The organism is Luteimonas saliphila, assembly GCF_016774335.1.
GTDB classification, from domain to species: domain Bacteria; phylum Pseudomonadota; class Gammaproteobacteria; order Xanthomonadales; family Xanthomonadaceae; genus Luteimonas; species Luteimonas saliphila.
Window position 1 is genome coordinate 21626 of sequence record NZ_JAETWA010000009.1, and the last position, 21818, is coordinate 43443.

General features: G+C 71.0%; 19 protein-coding genes, 1 other RNA gene and 1 riboswitch. Of the genes, 6 read left to right on the forward strand and 14 right to left on the reverse strand.

What is annotated here, in order from left to right:
* Window positions 1-130 precede the first annotated feature (130 nt).
* From JMO03_RS00890 to JMO03_RS00900, 3 genes are all read right to left on the reverse strand, one after another.
* On the reverse strand, window positions 131-817 hold the full coding sequence (locus JMO03_RS00890) for a DUF481 domain-containing protein (RefSeq protein WP_202839287.1): 687 nt from the start codon (window positions 815-817) through the stop codon (window positions 131-133).
* 66 nt (window positions 818-883) lie between these two features.
* Entirely contained in the window at window positions 884-1732 is an 849-nt protein-coding gene (locus JMO03_RS00895; RefSeq protein ID WP_202839289.1) for a hypothetical protein, read from the reverse strand.
* A 287-nt stretch (window positions 1733-2019) separates the two neighbouring features.
* Window positions 2020-3774 carry an SLC13 family permease gene (locus tag JMO03_RS00900; RefSeq protein ID WP_202839292.1) on the reverse strand — a complete coding sequence of 585 codons (1755 nt, stop codon included), beginning with the start codon at window positions 3772-3774 and terminating at the stop codon, window positions 2020-2022.
* Between the two features lie 248 nt (window positions 3775-4022).
* On the opposite strand from JMO03_RS00900, the gene JMO03_RS00905 reads away from it, so the two are divergent.
* From JMO03_RS00905 to JMO03_RS00915, 3 genes are all read left to right on the forward strand, one after another.
* Window positions 4023-4991, forward strand: a complete 969-nt coding sequence (locus JMO03_RS00905; RefSeq protein ID WP_202839294.1) for a helix-turn-helix transcriptional regulator — start codon at window positions 4023-4025, stop codon at window positions 4989-4991.
* On the forward strand, window positions 4991-5926 hold the full coding sequence (locus tag JMO03_RS00910) for a patatin-like phospholipase family protein (RefSeq protein ID WP_202839295.1): 936 nt from the start codon (window positions 4991-4993) through the stop codon (window positions 5924-5926). Before JMO03_RS00905 ends, JMO03_RS00910 begins: the two co-directional genes overlap by 1 nt.
* A gap of 94 nt (window positions 5927-6020) precedes the next feature.
* Entirely contained in the window at window positions 6021-6365 is a 345-nt protein-coding gene (locus tag JMO03_RS00915; RefSeq protein WP_202839296.1) for a hypothetical protein, read from the forward strand.
* 97 nt (window positions 6366-6462) lie between these two features.
* Here JMO03_RS00915 and rpiA read toward each other — a convergent pair whose 3' ends face one another.
* The 7 genes from rpiA to JMO03_RS00950 all read right to left on the reverse strand — a co-directional run bounded on the left by rpiA (window position 6463) and on the right by JMO03_RS00950 (window position 11540).
* Window positions 6463-7113: a ribose-5-phosphate isomerase RpiA gene (rpiA, locus tag JMO03_RS00920; protein ID WP_202839297.1), complete on the reverse strand. Its 651-nt coding sequence runs from the start codon at window positions 7111-7113 to the stop codon at window positions 6463-6465.
* Window positions 7114-7284: 171 nt separating this feature from the next.
* Window positions 7285-7752 carry an EVE domain-containing protein gene (locus JMO03_RS00925; protein WP_202839302.1) on the reverse strand — a complete coding sequence of 156 codons (468 nt, stop codon included), beginning with the start codon at window positions 7750-7752 and terminating at the stop codon, window positions 7285-7287.
* Window positions 7749-8330 (reverse strand): 5-formyltetrahydrofolate cyclo-ligase, encoded by a 582-nt coding sequence (locus JMO03_RS00930; protein ID WP_202839303.1) that lies wholly within the window; start codon window positions 8328-8330, stop codon window positions 7749-7751. Before JMO03_RS00930 ends, JMO03_RS00925 begins: the two co-directional genes overlap by 4 nt.
* A gap of 137 nt (window positions 8331-8467) precedes the next feature.
* A non-coding RNA gene (gene ssrS, locus JMO03_RS00935) (6S RNA) lies at window positions 8468-8651 on the reverse strand.
* A gap of 85 nt (window positions 8652-8736) precedes the next feature.
* On the reverse strand, window positions 8737-9036 hold the full coding sequence (locus tag JMO03_RS00940) for a cell division protein ZapA (protein ID WP_202839304.1): 300 nt from the start codon (window positions 9034-9036) through the stop codon (window positions 8737-8739).
* A gap of 10 nt (window positions 9037-9046) precedes the next feature.
* Window positions 9047-9268 carry a TIGR02449 family protein gene (locus JMO03_RS00945; RefSeq protein ID WP_202839305.1) on the reverse strand — a complete coding sequence of 74 codons (222 nt, stop codon included), beginning with the start codon at window positions 9266-9268 and terminating at the stop codon, window positions 9047-9049.
* 31 nt (window positions 9269-9299) lie between these two features.
* Window positions 9300-11540 (reverse strand): putative bifunctional diguanylate cyclase/phosphodiesterase, encoded by a 2241-nt coding sequence (locus JMO03_RS00950; RefSeq protein ID WP_238345777.1) that lies wholly within the window; start codon window positions 11538-11540, stop codon window positions 9300-9302.
* 130 nt (window positions 11541-11670) lie between these two features.
* Between JMO03_RS00950 and JMO03_RS00955 the strand changes: the two genes are divergently transcribed.
* Together JMO03_RS00955 and JMO03_RS00960 are read left to right on the forward strand one after the other, a co-directional pair.
* Window positions 11671-12216 carry a UPF0149 family protein gene (locus JMO03_RS00955; RefSeq protein WP_425491750.1) on the forward strand — a complete coding sequence of 182 codons (546 nt, stop codon included), beginning with the start codon at window positions 11671-11673 and terminating at the stop codon, window positions 12214-12216.
* A 12-nt stretch (window positions 12217-12228) separates the two neighbouring features.
* Window positions 12229-13554 carry an aminopeptidase P N-terminal domain-containing protein gene (locus tag JMO03_RS00960; protein ID WP_202839308.1) on the forward strand — a complete coding sequence of 442 codons (1326 nt, stop codon included), beginning with the start codon at window positions 12229-12231 and terminating at the stop codon, window positions 13552-13554.
* Between the two features lie 321 nt (window positions 13555-13875).
* Here JMO03_RS00960 and thrC read toward each other — a convergent pair whose 3' ends face one another.
* The 4 genes from thrC to JMO03_RS00980 all read right to left on the reverse strand — a co-directional run bounded on the left by thrC (window position 13876) and on the right by JMO03_RS00980 (window position 19128).
* Window positions 13876-15162, reverse strand: coding sequence for a threonine synthase (gene thrC / locus JMO03_RS00965; RefSeq protein ID WP_202839309.1), 1287 nt, complete (start codon window positions 15160-15162; stop codon window positions 13876-13878).
* Between the two features lie 152 nt (window positions 15163-15314).
* A complete protein-coding gene (locus JMO03_RS00970; protein ID WP_202839310.1) occupies window positions 15315-16247 on the reverse strand; it encodes a homoserine kinase in 933 nt (310 codons plus the stop codon).
* Window positions 16244-18802: a bifunctional aspartate kinase/homoserine dehydrogenase I gene (gene thrA / locus JMO03_RS00975; RefSeq protein ID WP_202839311.1), complete on the reverse strand. Its 2559-nt coding sequence runs from the start codon at window positions 18800-18802 to the stop codon at window positions 16244-16246. The genes JMO03_RS00970 and thrA overlap by 4 nt, the downstream gene beginning before the upstream one ends.
* An 89-nt stretch (window positions 18803-18891) precedes the next feature.
* On the reverse strand, window positions 18892-19128 hold the full coding sequence (locus JMO03_RS00980) for a hypothetical protein (protein WP_202839313.1): 237 nt from the start codon (window positions 19126-19128) through the stop codon (window positions 18892-18894).
* Window positions 19129-19358: 230 nt separating this feature from the next.
* A riboswitch (TPP riboswitch) is annotated at window positions 19359-19468 on the forward strand.
* Between the two features lie 71 nt (window positions 19469-19539).
* On the opposite strand from JMO03_RS00980, the gene thiC reads away from it, so the two are divergent.
* On the forward strand, window positions 19540-21468 hold the full coding sequence (gene thiC / locus JMO03_RS00985; protein ID WP_202839315.1) for a phosphomethylpyrimidine synthase ThiC: 1929 nt from the start codon (window positions 19540-19542) through the stop codon (window positions 21466-21468).
* Window positions 21469-21818 lie beyond the last annotated feature (350 nt).

A 21818-nucleotide genomic window follows, 5' to 3' on the forward strand; every position in this document is an offset into this window, starting at 1 on the left:
TTGCGGCGCGTGTCCGGTCTCGCGGCCGGACACGACGTCAGGGCGCAGACACGTCGACTTCGATCCCCTGCTCCCGCTCCGCTCGCAACCGGTCGGCCCGGGCAACCGCAACCGAGGGCGTTGCGCGGTCTCAGAAGGCGTAGTGCAGGCGCACCGATCCTTCGCGATCGGTGCGGCCGTCGCCGCCGTTGCCGGCGCTGTCGTGGCGCAGTTCCAGATCGCCGAGCAGCGACCACTGCGGGTCCAGTTGCAGGTCCAGGCCGATGGTCTGGCGGACGAAGGCGTTCTCGCGACCGCGTTCCACCCGGACCTGCTGGTTCAGCTCGGCACGCTCACCGAGCCGCTGCGACAGCCGCAACTGCCCCGACGCCACCGGACCCTGCGCCGCGGTGCCGTAGTTGGCGTAGGGCTGCAGGCGGTAGCCTGTGCCGAGTTCGATCTGGACCTGGGTGTGGCGGCTGCGCACGGCCTCGAGGCCGTATCGGGTGTCGACCAGCGCGGCGCCGCCGGTCGAATAGAACCAGTCGCGTCGCGAGGCGGGGGAGGACAGGCCGATGTAGCGGCGCGTGGCCAGGCGCGGCAGCCGCTGCGGCTCGATCGCCGGGATCGCGCCAGGAGCAGAGGTGCGCGCCAGGGCACTCGCCCCGGGCCGGGAGGCCATCCATTCGCCATCGGCGCAGGCCAGGCGCAGGCAGGGCTGTCGCAGCGATACCTGCCCGGAGGCGACCGCTACCGCCGCCGGCACCGCCGGCGCTTCGGGCAGGGGTTGCATGAATACCGGCAGGCCAACCACGGCCAGCCACCAACTGGCGAACATCCGGGCTCCGGTGGAAACGCTTACCGATGCATTATGGCGCGCTGCATCATCATTGAACCTGAACGCTCAGGTGGGCCGATCCGGCGCGGCTGCATGTGTCAGGAACGCATGGCGGTCGACGACCGCAGCCGTGAACGACGCCACCGAGATGACCCAGAGCCACAGCGTTGATCCGCCTACCTCCGCCGCGCTCATCGCCCATGCCAGCGCGGGAACGGCCGCCAGCAGGGCGGGGGTGGCCAGGCTCGACGCCCGGAAATCCCGGGCAGCGGGTCGGCCATTGCCGCCGGCCCGGGCGTCACGCCAGTAGAGTGCGCTCGTCGCGGCTGCCAGCACGCCCAGCACCAGCAGGATGATCAGCATCCGGCCACCGCCCGGCCCGACCGCCAGCAGGCCCGCCAGCAACGCGAACATGAGCGCGAGTCCGGTCGACAAGGCCGTCAGCACCTGGACCGGCACGATGAGCGGATGCGGTACGGCTGACGAGGCGGCCGACGGCCGGGCCACCGCGTTGGCAACGACGACGCCAAGCGAGGTCAGCGACAACAGCATGCCCACCAGGCCAAGCGCGAGGGCGCGAGGGGCGCCGGACGGCGCCCAGGACAGCAGTCCGCCGACGGCCAATGCCAGCGCCGCCGCCGACGACGCGAGCGCATTGCGGCGCAGGTGCCATCGCGTCGGCGCATGCAGCAGGCTCCGCACGCTGCGTGGAGCCGCCGAAGCGGACACCGCGATCGCGGCGGCGACGCACAGCAGGGCAAGTGCCAGGATGAGCGACCACATCTGCGGCGCTCGCAATGCCGCCATGCCCGCGCCGGGTGGGACCAGTGCTACGGAGATGCCCAGCCAAAGCAGCAACCCGAAGCCGGTACCCGACAGCACGGCCGACACGGCATCCGGCAGCGGACGTTGCATGAGCATTCCCCTCCCCTGGCGCAACGCGCAAGGGTGCCACGGTGTCGTCGCGCCAGGAAGTCGAATGCATCACGTCTCGGTGCCCGGGCCGCGCACCGCGACCCCCGGAGCCTGAGTTCCGCCGAGCCGGGGTGCAGCGCGGCTCTTCCTCCTCCTTCCGTCGAACCCCGCGCCGCCGGGCGCGTTGCACAGGTCGTCGATCCGGAACATCGCTGCGCAACGGCTCGAGCACTGGCTGGAAGAACGCGACCCGCCCGGACGGCGCGATGCGTCCGGCCGTGTGTCGCTCAGAAGGGGAAGAAGCGCGGGATCAGCAGGATCGCCGCGGTGCAGAACACCACGTTGAGCGGCAGGCCGATGCGCACGAAGTCGGAGAAGCGGTAGCCGCCCGCGGTGAACACCATGGTGTTGGTCTGGTAGCTGATCGGAGTGGCGAAGCTGGTCGAGGCGGCGAACGCCACCGCCACCAGCAGCGGCTTGGGGTCGACGCCCAGCGACTCGGCCGCGGCCAGCGCGATCGGCACCACCAGCACCGCCGAGGCGTTGTTGCTCATGAACTCGGTGGCGATCGCCGTCATCAGGTACACCGCCGCCAGCGCCGCCAAGGGCCCGTAGCCGCCGAGCGATCCGATCATGAACTCCGCGGCCAGCGCCGCGCCGCCGGTCTTCTGCAACGCGATGCCGAGGGGAATGATCCCCGCCAGCAGCAGGATCACCCGCCAGTCGATCGCGCGGTAGGCCTCGTCCGGATCGATCAACCGGAACACCAGCAGCGCCGCGCAGCCGATCAGCGCGGCGACCACGATCGGCAGCCAGCCCAGCGCGACCACACCGATGGTGGCGGCCATCACCAGCACCGACATCGCCGCGCGGAACACGTCGACCTTCGCCTCCTTGTGCGTTCCGAGCACGATCATGCCCTTGTCCGCGCGCAGATCCTCGATCGCCTTCTCCGGCGCGTCGAGCAGCAGCACGTCGCCGACGCTGAGTTCGACGTGGTCGAGCGGCTGGCGGATGTCGAGCAGGCGGCGGTGGATGCCGTGCACGCGGGTGCGGTACATGTGCCCGAAGCGCATCCCCGCCAAGGTGTGCCCGATCAGGTGCGAGCCGGGCGAGACCATCGCCTCCACCTGCACCCGGCCGGCGGCGAGGTCGCCGTCCAGGTCGCGTGCGACGTGGTCGAACCGGAGTCTGCGCGCCCTGCGCACCGCCGCGATCTGCTTCCACTCGCCGCGCAGCAGCAACCGGTCGCCCTCGCGCACCACGGCGGCCTCGCCGTGGACCGGGTCGCCGTTGCGCAGGATCTCCAGGACCAGCACATCGTCGATGGTGGCGGGCACCACCTGTTCGCGGCGCAGGCCGATGGCGTCGGACTCCGCCGGCACCAGCAGCTCGGCGACGTAGCGGCCCACGTGCTCGGTGTCGTCGCTGCCGGGGATGCCGCGGTCGGGCAGCAGCCAGCGGCCCACCGTCATCAGGTAGAGCATGCAGATGCCGACGAAGACGATGCCCAGCGGCGCGAACTCGAACAGGGTGAAGCCGATGCCCGCCGATTCGCGCGCCATCGCGTCCACCAGCAGGTTGGTCGAGGTGCCGATCAGGGTGCAGGCGCCGGCCGCCTGCGACATGTAGGACAACGGGATCAGGAACCTCGAGGGCGCCCAGCGGTTGGCGGTGCTGGCGGCGATCACCAGCGGCAGGAACACTGCCACCGTCGCGGTGTTGTTGATGAAAGCCGACACGCACGAGACCAGCACCAGCATCAGCAGCAGGAACAGCCAGCGCCAGCGGATCTTCGAGAGCAGCTCGCCGATCGCCACCAGCGCGCCGTTGCGCTGCAGCGCCGCGCTCAGCACGAACATGGCGCCGACCATGACCGTGGCCTGGCTGCTGAAACCCGAGAGCGCCTCCGGCACCGTGACCACGCCGGTCGCCAGCAGCGCCGTCATCACCAGCAGCGCCACCACGTCCATCCGCACCTTCTCGGTGACGAACAGGTAGATGGCGCCGGCCAGGATGCCCAGCGTCAGCCACAGGTCCACGCCGGCCTCCCGTGATCTCCGACGCGCGCGCCCGTGTCCGGCCTCGGCGGCCGGGGTGCGGGGATGCACGCCTGCGGCGCGGTTGCTGTCGTCCTGCTGGCCAAGCGGTTCCGCCGTCTTCCTGCATCGATCCGGTCGGACATGGTGGGACCCCCGCCGCGACGCTGCAATCCCGCGCGCCCGGAACCACGCCGCCACGCACCCCCCGGGCGACGCCAACCTGCGGCCGACGGGCGCATAATCCGGCCATGGACCGATACGAACGCATCCTTTCCCTGCACCGCATCCTCAAGACCTCGCGCTATCCGGTGACGGTCGCGCGCCTGCAGGAAGAGCTCGAATGCTCCCGGGCCACCGTCTACCGCGACCTGGCCTTCCTGCGCGACGCGCTGATGGCGCCGGTGGTCGGGGACGGCGAAGCCGGCTTCCGCTACGACGCCGAGGAGGGCGGGCGGTTCGAACTGCCGGGGCTGTGGCTCAATTCCGACGAGCTGCACGCGTTGCTGGCCGCGCAGCAGTTGCTCTCGCGCAGCGGCGGCGGCGTGCTGTCGAATGCGCTGGCGCCGCTGCAGGCGCGGATCGACAAGCTGCTCGACGAGCATTCGGCCGGCAAGCGCTGGCCGGTGGAACGGGTGCGTGTGATCCCGCACCGCGGCCGGCGCATGGACGAGCACGCGTTCCGTACCGTGTGTTCGGCGGTGCTGCAGCGCAAGCAGCTGGCGTTCGACTACCGCGCGCGCTCGACCGACGAGAAGACCCGGCGCACGGTCTCGCCGCAGCGCATCACCCACTACCGCGACAACTGGTACCTCGACGCCTGGGACCACGAGCGCGAGGCGCTGCGCAGCTTCTCGGTCGACCGCATCGGGGCCGCGCGCGTGCTCGATGCCGCCGCGCGCGACATCGACGAGCAGCAGCTCGACACCCACCTGGCCGGCAGCTACGGCATCTTCTCCGGCCCGCCGAAGGGCGTGGCGACGATCGTGTTCAGCGCCAGGGCCGCGCGCTGGGTGGCCGACGAGCACTGGCATTCGCAGCAGCAGGGCCGGCACCTCGCCGACGGCCGCTACGAGCTCAAGTTGCCCTACAGCGCCTCGCGCGAACTGCTGATGGACGTGCTGCACTACGGCGCGGACGCCGAGATCGTCGAGCCGCCGGCGCTGCGCGAGCAGGCCAAGTCGCTGCTCCAGCTCGCCCTGTCGAACTACGACCGTTGATGGCGGTGGGCGAGGCAGTGGACGGCGCGCCGCCGCGGGCGCAGCGCGAGCGCATCGCGCTGGTGCTCGGGGCCGGCGGCGCGCGCGGCCTGGCGCAGATCGGCGTGATCGAGGTGCTGGAGGAGCGCGGCTTCCGGATCGATGCGGTCTGCGGTTCGTCCAGCGGCGCACTGGTGGGCGGCATCTTCGCCGCGGGCAGGCTGCGCGAGTTCGACCAGCGACTGCGGGCGATGTCGCGACGCGACTTCCTGCGCCTCCTCGACCCTGGCTGGCGGCGTTCCGGACTGCTGCGCGGCCTGCGCCTGGTCGAGGCGATGCGCGAGGTGGTGGGCGACCCCCTGATCGAGTCGCTGCCGGTGGAGTTCACCGCCGTCGCGGTCGACCTGCAGCGCCAGCGCGAGGTCTGGATCCGCGAAGGGCGGCTGTGGGACGCGTTGCGCGCCTCGTTCGCGATCCCGGGCCTGTTCACCCCGCATCGCGTCAACGGGCGCGCGCTGGTGGACGGTGGGCTGCTGGCGCCGTTGCCGATCGCGGCCACGCGCATGTCGGATGCGCACCGGCTGGTGGCTGTCGACATGCACGGTTGGCCGCAGCGTCCGCCCGGCGAGCCGGCGCGGCCGCAGGCCGACGAAGCGCCCACCCTGGCCGGACGCTTCGGCGACTGGCTGGAGCGCGCGGTCGAGCGCATGGCCGACGGCGAGGACACCGCCGCCGACCGCGACGCGCTGCGCATGGGCCTGCCCGAGATCATGTCGCGATCGCTCGACACGATGCAGGCGCAGATCGCGCGCGTGCAGCTGGCGATGGATCCGCCGGAGCTGCTGATCCGCATCCCGCGCGATGCCTGCCAGTTCTACGAATTCTGGCGCGCCGCCGAGCTGATCGATGTCGGGCGGGCGACCGCGGGCAAGGCGCTCGACGCCGCCGGTTACTGATGCCCGCGGCGGCGCGGGCCCGGTCGGGCCGAGGCGGTCGCAGTCCCTGAGATGGCGGCCGGCGACCCTGTGCGCCACCACAGGAGCGACCGTCATGACCCGACCCGAATCCCGCCCGCCGCATTCCGCTGCCCTGCCGACCGTCGAGCGGCTGCTGCTCGGCACGTTGTTCCTGGCCGCGATCGTCCTGCTGACGTTCCCTGCGGCGCGCGACATCGGCGGCGCCTTCGGCTGGACGCCGTTCTGGCTCATGGCGCTCCCGGCCACCAGCCTGCTCGCGGCCCGCCTGCTCGCGTGGGCGCGGCGCGATGGCGTGGCCGAAAACCGCGCACCCGCGCTCCCGGTCCGCCGTCGTCGACCCGCGATGGCGGTCGCGCGCCGCCGTACCATGCCGCGGCGACCGGCCGCGCGCCTGCTCGCGGCGATTTCGCTGCGCTGAACTTCCGTCTTCGGGGTGGGCCCCAGGGACGGGCTTGTCCGGGAACCGCGCCTGGCGTCGATCCCGCCGCTTGCGGAGGATCAGCCCCGGCCGTGGCTCAACGCAGCACCAGCGGCGGTTCGCCGCCCACGATCACCACGTCCGCCGGGCGGCGTGCGAACAGACCGACCGCGACCACGCCCGGGATCTGGTTGAGTTCGCCTTCCAGGGCGACCGGATCGGCGATGCGCAGGCCGTGCACGTCCAGCACCCAGTTGCCGTTGTCGGTGACCACGCCCTCGCGCCACACCGGCTGGCCGCCGGTCCTGGCCAGGATCTCGCGCGCGACCAGGCTGCGCGCCATCGGGATCACCTCGACCGGCAGCGGGAAGCGGCCGAGCACGTCGACCCGCTTGGCCGGATCGATGATGCAGACGAAGCGCGCGCTGGCCTGGGCGATGATCTTCTCGCGCGTCAGCGCCGCGCCCCCGCCCTTGATCAGCCGCCTGTGCGGATCGCATTCGTCGGCGCCGTCGACGTACAGCGGCAGCGGACCGGCGGCGTTGAGGTCGAGGATCTCGATCCCGTGGCCGCGCAGGCGTTCCGTGCTCTGTTCCGAGCTCGACACCGCGCCCGCGATGCGATCGCGGATCCGCGCCAGCGCATCGATGAAGAACGCGACGGTCGAGCCGGTGCCGACCCCGACGACCATGCCGTCCTCGACGAACTCGATGGCCTTTTCGCCGGCCAGGCGCTTGGATTCGGACATGGGAATGGGGAATGGGGAATGGGGAATGGGGGGCGGACGCGTCCGCTGCTGTCGCGGGCCGGCGTCCGGGTTGTCATCCCGAGCGCAGCGAGGGATCTGCCGTGGCATCGGAGGCAAGATTCCTCGCCGCGCTCGGGATGACAAGGACTCCTGCGGAATCCCAATCAGTGCTCACTCGAGCGCCAGCAGCAGCTTCCACTGCGCCGCCGTCACCGGCATCACCGACAGCCGGGTGCCCTTGCGGATCAGCGCGAACTCCTCGCCCAGCGCCTCGGCGTGGCCGCGGATCTCGTCCAGCGCGATGGCGCGACCGAGCTTGCGCACGAACTTCACGTCCACCAGGTCCCAGCGCGGCTGTTCCTGCGTCGCCTTGGGATCGAAGTACTTGGATTTCTTCCTGAACTGGGTCGGATCGGGATAGGCCGTACTGGCCACTTCGCCGATGCCGTAGATCCCCGGCACCTGCGTATTGGAGTGGTAGAACAGCACGCCGTCGCCGACCTGCATCTGGCGCATGAAGTTGCGCGCCTGGTAGTTGCGCACGCCGGTCCATGGTTCGGTTCCGACGCGTTGCAGGTCGTCGATCGAGAAATCGGTCGGCTCCGATTTCATCAGCCAGTAGCGTTTGCGTGGACTCATGCTGTGACCAGGAAGGTGTCGGATTCGGTGCAGACGGCGTCGAGCGGGATGTCCCAGGGTTCGGCCGCGATCGCGTCGGCCTGCTGCACGGCGAAACCGGCGCCCACCAGTCGCGGCGGACCGGATTGCGCGACCCGGAACGCGAAGCTGCGATCGTACCAGCCGCCGCCCATGCCCAGCCGGTGGCCGCGCGCGTCGAATGCCACCAGCGGCACGACGGCCAGCCCGAGCGCGGACGGCGGCAGCAGGGCATCGGCAGGCACCTCGGGCTCCGGGATGCCGAAGCGGTTGGACGTTAGCGGCGCACCCGGTGTCCACGGGGCGAAGCGCAGTGTGCCGTCCTCGTGCAGTACCGGCAGGCAGTAGCGCACGTCCCCGGGCAGGCGCACTTGCCAGGCGTGCAGCGCGATTTCGCCGTCCATCGACCAGTAGCCGGCGACGAAGCCCGAGCGCGGAGCGAAGGGCAGTGCCAGGAGCCGGTCGGCCAGCGGTTCGGCCGCGGCGATGCGCACAGGCGCGGGCAGCGCGCGGCGGCGCGCGCGCATCTCGCGCCGTAGCGCGTCGCGTGCGGACGTCATCGAACGGATTGCGCGGGGATCATGCCCGCCATTGTGACCGGGGCGGCACGGTCACAGGAAGGGCGGCAAGCGTGGCTACTCAGGACTGTCGTGCCGGACGGCGCGCACAGCACCGCAAATGGTGCCGCAGAATGGATACGTCCTCCGCCATGCCGATGCCTGCGAAACGACCTTGAACCCGGGGTTCAAGTGGGAGCGTTCGGTTTCCATCGGGCTTCCCGCTGCGAGGCGGACCTGCACTCCCGGATTCCTCGCGCCCCCGTGGTCGTCATTAAGGGACAAGGCGAATGTTGCGCATGCCGTCGGACAGGGCAGAGGACGCGAAAGCAGTATAGCCCGCTGCCGTTTCCTGCCAAGCCCGTTCGTCGGCAGCAGCGGGTCGCGGTTCATGCCGCGCGTGCGCGGCTCAGCGCGCGTCGATCAGGCCGTCGAGCTTGCGCTGCAGGTCCTCGAGCAGGCGCGCGATCTCGCGATCGCGCTGCTCGTTCTCCACCCGCACCTGCTGCAACTCGTGCGCGAGGTTGAGGGCGGCGAGCACCGCGACCCGGTCGACCGCCGCCATGCGGTTGCTGCCGCGCACCTCGCGCATGCGTCCGTCGAGCAGCCTGGCCGCGGCCATCAGGCTCTCGCGCTCGTCGGCGGCGACGCCGACGGTGTACTCGCGGTCGAGGACGTGCACGCTGACCGCTTCGTTGCCGCCGCTCATGCGCGCGTGCTCACGTGTGCTGCTCCAGCGACTTGAGCCGCGCGATCATCGCCTCGACCCGGGAACGCGCCTGCTCGTTCTTGGCCAGCAGTTGCGAACGTTCGCCGGCGATCTGCTCGTGCTGCTGGCGCAGCGAACGGTTCTCGTCGGACAGCTTCTGGGCGCGTTCGACCAGGGCATCGATGCGCCCGGTCAGGGCGCGAAGCTGGGCGATGACGTCCGGGCGGTCCATGTCGGCACGATAGGCAGCGGGCGCGGGGCGGTCAAGGCGCCGCCAGCGACCGGGCCGGCGCCGGCTCCTGTGCCGGCCGCCAGTTGCGGATGAAGGCCAGGCAGGCGTGGGCGTCCAGCGGCTGCGACAGCCAGAAGCCCTGCACCTCGTCGCACTGCTGGCCGCGCAGGAAGCGGACTTGGGCCTCGGTCTCCACCCCCTCGGCGACCACGTTCAGGCCCAGCGAGTGGGCCATGGTGATCACCGTGCTGGTGATCGCGGCGTCCTCCGGGTCGTGGGTGAGGTCGCCGATGAAGGCCTTGTCGATCTTGATCGTGGTGATCGGCAGCCGCTTGAGGTAGGCGAGCGAGGAGTAACCGGTGCCGAAATCGTCGATCGCCAGCGACACCCCGAGCTCGCGGAAGGCCTGCAGCTTGGCCGCGGTGTGTTCGGCGTTGGCCATCAGCACGCTCTCGGTGAGCTCGAGCTCGAGCGCGCTGGGCGGCAGGTCGATGTCCGCCAGCACGCGGCTGACCACTTCCGGGAAGTCGCCGCGCAGCAGCTGCAGTACCGAGACGTTGACCGAGACGGTGAGATCGGTCAGGCCGTGCTGGCGCCAGCGCTGCAGGGTCAGGCAGGCCTCGCGCAGCACCCATTCGCCGATCTCCAGGATCAGCCCGCTTTCCTCGGCCATCGGGATGAAGTCGGCCGGCGGGATCTCGCCGTGCTCGTCGCTGTGCCAGCGCAGCAGCGCTTCGACCCCGGTGATCCGGCCTTCGGCCAGCGCCAGTTGCGGCTGGAACACCAGGCGCAGCTCGCCGCGGTCGAGCACCTTGCGCAGCGCGCCGGAGATGGTCGCACGCTGGCGCACCACCACGTCCATCGCATCGTCGTAGCGCATGAAGGTGCGCCGGCCCGCGGCCTTGGCCTGGTACATCGCGGTGTCGGCCTGCTTGAGCAGCTCGGTCGGCACGTGCGCATGGTCGGGATACAGGCTGATGCCGATCGAGGGCGAGATCGCGATCTCGCGGCGGTCGTCGAGCAGCAGCGGCGCCTCGAACGCCATGATGATCTCGCGGGCGACGCGGTCGGCCTCCTCCGGCGACTGCAGGTTCTCCAGCACCACCGTGAACTCGTCGCCGCCCAGGCGCGCGACGGTGTGGTGCATGCCCACGGTCTGCTGCAGCCGGGCGGCGGCGGCACGCAGGATGCGGTCGCCTGCGGCGTGGCCGAGCGAGTCGTTGACGTCCTTGAAGCGGTCCAAGTCGAGGAACAGCACCGCGATCCGGTTGTCCTCGCGGTGCGCGCGCACGATCGCGCGCGACAGCCGTTCCGACAACAGCGAGCGGTTGGGCAGGTTGGTGAGCGTGTCGAAGTTGGCCAGGTAGCGCAGTTCCTGTTCGGCGCGCTTCTGCTGGGTGATGTCGTTGAGCACGGCCACGTACAGGATCAGCTGGCCGTTCTTGTCGTAGACGGTGCTCGATTCGATCTGGCAGAGGAATTCCTCGCCATCCTTGCGTCGCTGCCAGATCTCGCCGTTCCAGCGGCCCTTGCGGCGGATCTGTTCGCGGATGTGGTGGTAGAAGGCCGCGTCGTGCTGGAGGCTGTCGAGGATGTTGGAGTTGCGGCCGACCACGTCCTCCTCGTCGTAGCCGGTCATGCGCAGGAAGGCCGGGTTGACGGACACGAAGTCGAAGTTGCGGTCGATCACCGCCACCGCCTCGTTCATGCTGCGCAGCACCTCGCTGGAGATCCGCAGCTCGCGCTCGGCCGCGCGGGTGCCGGTGATGTTGAGCGCGGTCCCGGCGATCCGCCGGATGTGGCCCTGGGGGTCGCGCGCCACCGCGCGGCCGCGGGCGCGCATCCATACCCAGCCGCCGCTGGCGTCGGCCACGCGCAGTTCGGCGAGAAAGGTGTCGGTGCGGCCGGCGATGTAGTCCTCGACCCGCTGGTGCACCATCGGCAGGTCGTCGGGGTGGACCACGTCGCCCACCGCGGACACCTCCTCGGCCAGTTCCCCGGACGGATCTTCGCGGGATTCCGCCGCCAGGCGGTGGATGTTGCCGTTGCCGACATCGTAGGCCCAGTAGCGCTCGCCGGTGGCCCAGAGCGCGAGCTTCAGGCGCTCTTCGCCGTCGCGCAGGCGGTCGATGTAGGACCGCTCGCTCTGCCGCCGGCGCAGGGTGATGAACAGCAGTGCGACCAGCAGCACGGCCGTGGCGGCGGCCGCGGCCAGCAACTGCAGATCCCCCGGATTGGTCGGCACGCGGAGAACCCCTGCGCTTACGTCCATGAATGCCGTCGAGTGTAGGCGTCCGCGCCGGGCGGCAACAAGCGGCCGCTGACATGCGACGGCGCATGGTCCGCATGCAGCCGCGCGGGCGACGTTCTAGACTTGTCGCACACGCAGGAGGAAACCATCCGTGCCCGAAGCCTTGCCGCCGCTGCAGGACGTCGAATCGGCCAGCCGCGACCGGCACCTGGGCGTAGGCGCCAGCGAACTGCACGGCAGCCTGTGCGGCTGGCTGGCCGGCGGCGGCGCCGATGGGCCGGACTGGCTCGGCAAGGTGCTGGCGGACCGGGAACTGGCTGCGGTCGCCCCGGGCGACGCACTGGACCGCCTGCGCGAGGCGACGGCGGCGCAGCTGGAGGACCGCGACTTCGGGTTCGCGCTGCTGCTACCGGATGCCGACGCGTCGCTGTTCGTGCGCAGCGGCGCGCTGTTCGACTGGTGCCGCGGGTTCGTCGGTGCGTTCGGACTGGCGGCCGGGGCCTCCCCGCCGCTGTCGGAGGAGGGAGGCGAAGCGCTCGCGGACCTCGTGCGCCTGTCGGGCGCGGCGCCCGAGGACGGCGGCGACCAGGAGGACGAGGACGCACTGGCCGAAATCGAGGAATACGTGCGGGTCGCGGTCCTGCTGCTGCATGGCGATTGCACCCTGGGTCCGCGCCATCGCGGGCGTTTGAACTAGAGGCCGGTGGGGATGCGGGCGGTCACCGGGATTCCGGCCCAGGGCTATGCACGCCGCCGCCGGCAACTGATGCGGATGGCGGGCGAGGACGCGATCCTGGTGCTGCCCTCCGCGCCGGAGCGCATCCGCAGCCGGGACACCCATTATCCGTACCGCCAGGACTCGGACCTGTGGTACCTCACCGGGTTCCCGGAGCCGGAGGCGGTGCTGGTGCTGGTGCCCGGCCGTCGCCATGGCGAGGCGCTGCTGTTCTGCCGCGAACGCGATCCCGAGCGCGAGGGCTGGGATGGCCCGCGCGCGGGGCCCGAGGGCGCGGTCGAGGCCTACGGCATGGACGATGCCTATCCGATCGACGACCTCGACGAGATCCTGCCCGGTCTGCTCGAGGGGCGGACCCGCGTCTACTACCACTTCGGGCTCGATACCGAGTTCGACCTCAAGCTGATCGGCTGGCTCAACCGGGTCCGTGCGCAGGTGCGACTCGGGGCGCAGCCGCCGCACGAGTTCCTGGAGCTGGGCCACCTGCTCGACGAGATGCGGCTGTTCAAGTCGCGCGACGAACTCAAGCTGATGCGCCGCGCGGCGCGGATCAGCGTGCAGGCGCACGAGGCGGCGATGCGTGCGGCCCGCCCCGGCGTCCACGAGTACGAGCTGCAGGCGGAACTGGAGCGGGTGTTCCGTGCCGCCGATGCCGAGCCCGCGTACGCCAGCATCGTCGGTGCCGGTGCCAATGCCTGCGTGCTGCACTACCGCGCCAACCGCGGGCAGGCGCGCGACGGCGACCTGGTGCTGGTCGATGCCGGCGCCGAATACCGAGGCTACGCCGCCGACATCACCCGCACCTTCCCCGCCAACGGCCGCTACACCCGGGAGCAGCGCGCGCTGCACGACCTGGTCGCGGCGGCGCAGGCCGCGGCATTGGCGCAGGCGCGCCCGGGCGTGCCCTACGAGGCCGGGCACAACGCCGCGGTCGAGGCGCTCACCGAGGGCCTGCTGTCGCTCGGCCTGCTCAAGGGCAAGCTGGAGAAGACCATCGCCGACGGCGGCTACAAGCGCTATTACCGCCACAAGACCGGGCACTGGCTCGGCCTCGACGTGCACGACGTCGGCGACTATCGCATCGACGGCGAGTCGCGCCTGCTCGAACCGGGAATGGTCTTCACCATCGAACCCGGCCTCTACGTGCCGGTAGACGACACCAGCGTGCCGGCGAAATGGCGGGGAATCGGCATCCGCATCGAGGACAACGTGGTGATCACCCAGGATGGCCACGAGCTGCTGACCGAAGGACTGGCGCGCAGCGCGGAGGAAATCGAGGCGTTCATGGCGGCACGTTGAGGGCGGCGCCGGGGGATGATGCCGACATGTGCGTGGGGTGGGTCGGGGCAAGACCGCGTCCGGTCGTCGCGTTAGGGCGCGCTCCGATGGGTCCCGGGTGCGCTGCGCTTACCCGGGCTACGCGGGCTGGCGCGCAGCGCGGAGGAGATCGAGGCGTTCATGGCGGCACGTTGAGGGCGGCGCCGGGGCGTGTGCCGCCATGCGCGTGGGGGTGAGGTAGGGCAAGGCGGCATCCGGCCGTCGCGATGGGGCGCGCTCCGATGGGTCCCGGGTGCGCTTCGCTTACCCGGGCTACGCGGGGCCTGGGCGTCGCGACGGTGGTCAGGTTCCGAGCGCGGCCACCAGTGCGCGGTAGTCGTTGGCCAGCCGCGTGGCCGTCGCCGGCCGGGCGAGGCACTCGACGAGCGCCGGCGGCGGTTCGACCGCGTGCCCGACCAGCGGCTCGACGATGCTCTCGAACTTGGCCGGATGCGCGGTGGCGACCACCGCCCAGGGGCGCGTGTCGCCGCCCTCGCGCAAGGTCTGCAGCACGCTGAGCGCGGTCGCCGTGTGCGGGCAGGGCACGATGCCGTGCCGGTCCGGCGCGGCGCGGATCGTATCGCGGATCGTGGCATCGTCCACCGAATCCGCGACGAACGCCGCACGCAGGGCCGCGTCGTCCGCATGCCAGTGGCGCAGGCGCTCGAAGTTGCTCGGTGCGCCGACGTCCATCGCGTTGGCCAGCGTGGTGCGGGTGGGCTGCGCGGCGTAGTCGTCGCCGGCGAAGTAGCGGGGCAGGGTGTCGTTGGCGTTGCAGGCCAGGCGGATCTCGCCCACTGCCGCGCCCATCGCGCGCGCGACGAAGGCGGCGCTGGCGTTGCCGAGGTTGCCGGTGGGCACGATGAAGTTGAGCGGTTGCCCGTGGCGCGCGTGGTAGTCCGTCGCCGTGTGCGCGTAGTAGGCGGCCTGCGGCAGCAGCCGGCCGAGACTGATGCTGTTGGCCGAACCCAGCGGCACCTGTGCGCGCAGCGCCTCGTCCGACAGCGCCTGCTTGGCCAGGCGCTGGCAGTCGTCGAAGCTGCCGTCGACGCGGTAGGCGACGACGTTGTCGCCCCAGCACTCCAGACCGTGCGCCTGCCGCGGCGACACCTTGCCTTCCGGATACAGGATCAGCACCCGGAATCCCGGGCGCCGATGGAACGCGGCCGCGACCGCGGCGCCGGTGTCGCCCGAGGTCGCGACGACGATGGTGGTCGGCGGCGCGGCCGGATCGCGCAAGGCCTCCAGTGCGCGCGCGAGGAAGCGCGCGGCATAGTCCTTGAACGCGGCGGTGGGGCCGTGGAACAGCTCCAGCACGTGATCGGCCGCGCCGTCGAGCGGCCGCAGCGGCGCGTCGAAGCAGAAAGCGTCGACGCAGATCGCGTCGAGGCGTTCGCGCAGGGCGGAATCGGCGAAGTAGGGCGCCAGGGTGCGGGTGGCCATCGCCGCGAGCGACGGCGCGGGCACGGAAAAATCCGGCCGCGGGAAGCACGTCGGCACGTACAGGCCGCCGTCGGGCGCCAGTCCGGCGACGAGGGCGACATCGATGGACGTCGGTGGAATCCGCCCGCGGGTGCTGGTGAACTGCATGGAATGCAAACCTCGAGCTCAGGATCTGGAACAGGACGAACGCGAAAAACCGGAGTCAGGAAAAACCGGGGTCAGAGTCGACTTTTGGCCAGGACACGACGGTATTCGGGCAGCGCAGGGAAAAGTCGATTCTGACCCCACTCACGATCCGGTCAGGGAAGCACCTCTGCACGCGGCGCGTTGACGGGGGTCACGTAGGCGCGCGCCTCGAATCCGGCGTCGACGAATGCGCCACGCATCGCCGGGGCCGCGGCCTCCGCTTCCGCCTTCGATGCGAACCAGGCGAACACGCTGGGGCCGCCGCCGGAGATGCTCGCACCGAGCGCCCCGTGCGCGAGCGCCGCATCCTTCACCTGCGTGAAACCCGGGATCAGCGGTGCGCGCCGTGGCTCGACCAGGACGTCGTGCAGGCCGTCGCGGATCAACGCCGCGTCGCCGCGCTGCAGCCCGAGCAGGAACTGCGCCAGGTGCGCGGTCTGCTCGACCACCGTGTGCAGCGGGTAGGGCTCGGCCAGCACCGCGCGCGAGCGTCGCGTTTCCAGCACCTGGTCGGGATGGACCACCACCGCATGCAGCCAGTCCGGCGCCTCGATGCGCAGCGCGCGGGTGGCGGTCGCCAGCGCGACGCCTCCGAGCAGCATCGGCGCGACGTTGTCGCCATGGCGGCTGCCGCTCGAGATCGCCTCGCCGTCGAGCGCGCAGCCGTACAACGACTCGCGTGGCAGCGGCGCATCGAGCAGCGCGTTCGCGGCGACCAGCGCGGCCACGCAGGACGCCGCCGAACCGCCGAGCCCCGAACCCAACGGGATGCCCTTGTCCAGCGTCAGCGCGAAGCCGAACGGTAATCCCAACTCGGCCCGCAGCGCGATCAGCGCGCCGCCGGCGGTATTGCTCGAGGCGTCCAGCGGCAGCCGCTCGACGCCGGCGATGGCGCCGTGGATCGCCTCGATGCGCACCACCGGTTCGTCGATCCGGCGCACGGTCGCCACATCGCGCGGGCCGTGGACGGCATGGCCCAGCAGGTCGAAGCCCACCCCGATGTTGCCGACGCTGGCCGGGGCGAACGCGCTCGCGCTTGTCTTCATGCGTGCGCGCCGATACCGCTGCTGAGCGAGTGCGCGATCGCCAGCACGTCGCCGAACACGCCGGCCGCGGTCACCTGCGGGCCGGCGCCCGGCCCCTGCACCACCAGCGGATTGCTGGCGTAGCGCGCGGTGGTGAACTGCACCAGGTTGTCGGTCAGGCGGGTATGGCAGCAGGCGTGCGCGGCCGGCAGCGCGACCACGCCGACGCGGGCGCCGTTGCCGCGCGAGAGGTGCGCGATGTGGCGCAGCGCCAGGCCGCCGGCCCTGGCCTCGTCCAGGCGCGCCTGCATCGGCGCGTCGAGCTCCGCCAGCCGCGCCAGGAATTCGTCGCGCGACACGCCCTGCAAGTGCGTGGGCACCAGGCTCTCGATCGCCACGTCGTCCAGCGAGAGCTCCTGCCCCGCCTCGCGCGCGAGGATCACCAGCTTGCGCGCCACGTCGAGGCCGGACAGGTCGTCGCGTGGATCGGGTTCGGTGTAGCCGAGCTCGCGCGCCTCGCGCACCAGCGCCGAGAACGGCCGGCTGCCGTCGTAGCTGTTGAACAGCCACGCCAGCGTGCCCGAAAGCATGCCGTCGATCGCCTCGAGCTCGTCGCCGGTATCGAGCAGGTTGCGCAAGGTCTGGATCACCGGCAGTCCGGCGCCGACCGTGGCCTCGTACATGAAGCGCGCGCCGCCACTGCGCTGGGCCTCGCGGATCGCGAGATAGCGCGACCAGTCGCCGCTGCCGGCATGCTTGCTGGGCGTGACCACGTGGATGCCGGCCGCCAGCCATTCGGGATAACGGCGCGCGATCGCATCGCTGCCGCTGCAGTCGACGATCAGCGCATGCGGCAGGTGTTCGGCGCGGACATGCGCGGCGAAGGCGTCGGCATCGAAGGCCTGGGTGGTCATTCCGGTCAGGCGTGCGACCGCCTCGTCGGGATGGATGGCGAAATGGTCCAGCGCCATGTAGCCGCTGTTGGCGATCCCGCGCAGGCGCAGGTCGATCTGCGACGCGGCCCGCAACTTCGGCAGCACGGCGGCCATCTGCGACAGCAGCGCGCGGCCGACCTGCCCCGGACCGATCACGCCCACCGACACCGTCTGCGGCGACAGCCAGAACGCGGAATGGGCCGCGCGCAGGGCGCGGGTGGCGTCGGCGTCGGCGATGGCCACCGAGATGTTGCGTTCGCTCGAACCCTGCGCGATCGCGCGGATGTTCACCCGCGACTGCGCCAGCGCCGCGAACAGCCGCGCCGCCACGCCGGGAATGCCGACCATGCCGTCGCCGACCGCGGCGAGGATGGCGATGCCGGGGGTGACGTTCACCGCCTGGGTGCGCGCGTCGGCCATGGCGTCGGCGAACGCCGCCTCGACCGTGGCGCGCGCCTGCTCGACCTGCGCGGCGCGCACCACGCAGCAGATCGAATGCTCCGAGGAACCCTGCGAGATCATCGTCACCGAGACGCCGGCGCCGTGCAGCGCGGCAAAGAGCTTCTCCGCCGTACCCGGCACGCCCACCATGCCGTTGCCGACCAGTTCGAGCACCGCCATCTCACGCACGATGGTCAGTCCCTTGACCAGGCTGCCATCGCCGCCGCCCTCGACTCGTTCGACGATGCGCGTGCCCGGTGCGGCGGGGTTGAGCGTGTTGCGGATGCACAGCGGGATGCCGCGCGACTGCACCGGCGCCAGGGTCTGCGGATGCAGCACCTTGGCGCCGAAATACGCCAGTTCGCAGGCTTCGGCGTAGCTCATCGACGGCAGGCACACCGCGTCGGGCACCAGCCGCGGATCGGCCGACAGCACGCCGTCGACGTCGGTCCAGATGACCAGTTCGCCGGCGTCGAACAGGTTGGCGAAGATCGCCGCGGAGTAGTCGCTGCCGTTGCGTCCCAGGGTGGTGCAGCGGCCGGACAGGTCGCGCGCGACGAAGCCGGTGACCACCACGCGGCGGGGCAGTTTGCGTGCGCGCCAGTCCGCGAAGCGCTCGCGCGAGGCGTCCCATTCGACGCCGACGCCCATCTCGCCCGGATGCACGACCAGCACCTCGCGCGCATCGAGCCGCTGCCAGCCGGAGGGCTCGCCGCCGAGCGCGGCCTGCACCAGTCGCGAGGACACCGTTTCGCCGAGGCCGTGCACCTGCGCGACCAGCGGCGCGGTGTCGCCGGTTGCCGACGCCAGGGCGAGCAGGTCGTCGCGCAGGCCGTCGAAATCGCGCGCGACCGCATCGCGCAGGCCGTGGCGCGCCTCCGGATCGATCGCGTCCGCTGTCAGCAGGTGGCGCTCGCGCAGTCCGGACCAGCCCGTGCTCCAGTCCTGGCCCGAGGCGGCCTGCGTGGCCATCTCGACCAGGGCGTTGGTCGTGCCGGCCATCGCCGAGACCACCACCACGCGCACGTCGGCGCCATCGTCGACCAGCGGCGACAGGGCGAGGATGCGGGTGGCGTCGGCGACGCTGCTGCCGCCGAACTTGTGGACGCGGGTGGCCGCAGGCGGGCGCAGCGCCGCGAGCACCGACGAGGCGGAGGAGGAAACGGCATCGCCAAGAATCTGGGGCGGCGCGGACGACATGCTGGGGAAGCTCCGGTTGGGGCTCCGCGTCCGGTCGGGTGGGAAGCCGTGCGGCCCGCACCCGGATCGGGTGCGGAGCGGCGTGGTGATCAGTCCTGCACGCGCGTCCGCACCCCGGCCCGAATGGTACCGGTGGTGGCGATAATCGTCGCAACTGCAACCGAACGCCGGCGTGCGGCGTCGATGCGGAGGGCGACGGTGGCGGCTGCGTGCGGCATGGCCCGCATCAATACCGGACAATGATGCGGCGCGTCAAGGCGGCAATTCGCTTGCGTCGGCAACCATTGCCCGGCGCGCAACACCGTGGCGGGAGCGTCGCCGTGCATGCCGCTCGCCGAAAGTAGATCGCCCCGGCGTCTCGCGCATCCGCCCGGCGGACCGCGCCGGAGTCCACGCGCAACGAGTGGATGGGCGCAGGCAGGGCCATCGTGCGGGTTCGCGAGAAGCGCGGTGGCACGATGCTCCTGCCCTCGCGAACGCACCCGGCCGGCCGCGCTGTCCGGCGCGCCGCGGTCGGCGGCCGGCTGGCGCCACGCGCGCGGCCGGAGTCTAATAGGCGGCGAAGCGGGGGTACCCGCCGCCGGCAGCGCCGGATGGCGGGTTGAGACAGTCCCTTCGAACCTGATCCGGCTCACACCGGCGTAGGGAAGCTTCGCCGCGGTCAGTATCACGCCGTGGCGCCTTCGCTTCGTTCGCGGCCTGCGAATCCCTCGCGGCCGGCGCACCGGACGATGCCGATGAACGCAGTGCCCGCCTCGCTGATCCAGCAGACCGACCAGCTCTCCGAATCGGTCACCAGGCCGATCCCCGGTTCGCGCAAGATCTTCGTCGAAGGTTCGCGCCCGGACCTCCGGGTGCCGATGCGCGAGATCGGGCTGGCGCAGACGCCGACCCTGTTCGGCGGCGAGGACAACCCGCCGGTCACGGTCTACGACACCTCAGGCCCATATACCGATCCCGACGCCCGCATCGACCTGTCCGCGGGGCTGCCCGCGCTTCGCGCACGCTGGATCGCCGAGCGCGGCGACACCGAGGCCTTGCCGGCGCTGAGTTCCGAGTTCGGTCGTTCGCGCGAGACCAATGCGAAGCTCGATGCGGTGCGCTTCCCGAACCGGCTGCTGCCGCGCCGCGCGAAAGCCGGCGCCAATGTCAGCCAGATGCACTACGCCAGACGCGGCATCGTCACGCCGGAGATGGAGTTCGTGGCGATCCGCGAGAACCAGCGCCTGGACGCGTACCTCGCCGCCGTAGGAGCGCCTTCAGGCGCGATGGCCGGAGCGCGGCCCGGGCCTGAAAGTGCGCTCGCCATGCAGCATCCCGGCGAATCGTTTGGTGCAAATATCCAGGCGCGCATCACCCCCGAATTCGTGCGCGACGAGATCGCCCGCGGCCGCGCGATCCTGCCCAACAACATCAACCACCCCGAAAGCGAGCCGATGATCATCGGCCGCAACTTCCTGACCAAGATCAACGCCAACATCGGCAACTCGGCGGTGAGTTCCGGCATCGCCGAGGAAGTGGAGAAGCTGGTCTGGGCGATCCGCTGGGGCGGCGACACGGTGATGGACCTGTCGACCGGCAAGCACATCCACGAGACGCGCGAATGGATCATCCGCAACTCGCCGGTGCCGATCGGCACGGTGCCGATCTACCAGGCGCTGGAAAAAGTCGACGGCCGCGCCGAGGAACTGACCTGGGAGATCTTCCGCGACACGCTGGTCGAACAGGCCGAGCAGGGCGTGGACTACTTCACCATCCATGCCGGCGTGCTGCTGCGCTACGTGCCGCTGACCGCGAAGCGCGTGACCGGCATCGTCTCGCGCGGCGGTTCGATCATGGCCAAGTGGTGCCTGGCGCACCACCGTGAGAGCTTCCTCTACGAGCACTTCGAGGACATCTGCGAGATCATGAAGGCCTACGACGTGGCCTTCTCGCTCGGCGACGGCCTGCGCCCGGGCTGTATTGCGGACGCCAACGACGCCGCCCAGTTCGGCGAACTCGAGACTCTCGGCGAACTGACGAAGATCGCGTGGAAGCACGACGTGCAGACCATGATCGAAGGCCCCGGCCACGTGCCGATGCAGCTGATCAAGGAGAACATGGACAAGCAGCTGCGCGAGTGCGGCGAGGCGCCGTTCTACACGCTCGGGCCGCTGACCACCGACATCGCGCCCGGCTACGACCACATCACCAGCGCGATCGGTGCGGCGATGATCGGCTGGTACGGCACCGCGATGCTCTGCTACGTCACGCCGAAGGAACACCTGGGCCTGCCGAACCGGCAGGACGTGCGCGACGGCATCATGACCTACAAGATCGCCGCGCATGCCGCGGACCTGGCCAAGGGCCATCCCGGCGCGCAGGTGCGCGACAACGCATTGAGCAAGGCGCGCTTCGAGTTCCGCTGGGAAGACCAGTTCCACCTCGGCCTCGACCCGGAGAAGGCGAAGGAATTCCACGACGAAACCCTGCCTAAGGACGCGCACAAGCTGGCGCACTTCTGCAGCATGTGCGGCCCGCACTTCTGTTCGATGAAGATCACCCAGGACGTGCGCGACTACGCCGCGGCGCAGGGGGTGGACGAGGCGCAGGCGCTGCAGGCCGGGATGGCGGAGAAGTCGGCCGAGTTCCGCGAACAGGGGGCGGAGGTCTATCGCCCCGGCTGAGGGCGGCGCGGACCCTCCCGGCGGCGGACGAGCCGGGCTGGCCTGCCCACGCCCGGGCCTGGCCGCGACGGGTGGCATCCTGCGCCCCGGGGCGCGCCGGGGCGGCTGGCCTCATTCGTCCGCCGGCGACGGACAAAAAGAAGGCGCCGCGTGCGGCGCCAGGGTCGGATCGGAGAGAGAGAGCCGATGCGAGTGTGGGGATCGTTGTCTGTGCACACAGTCTGGCGGACTGCGGCTGAAGGGGCTGTGCAGGGGACGTTCGCCCGGTGTGCACGCGCTGTCGTTTCCGGTTGGCGCGGGCGCCGCCCGTCGGTCGCCGCGCGCCGCCCGTAGCGCGGGCGAAAGCGTTC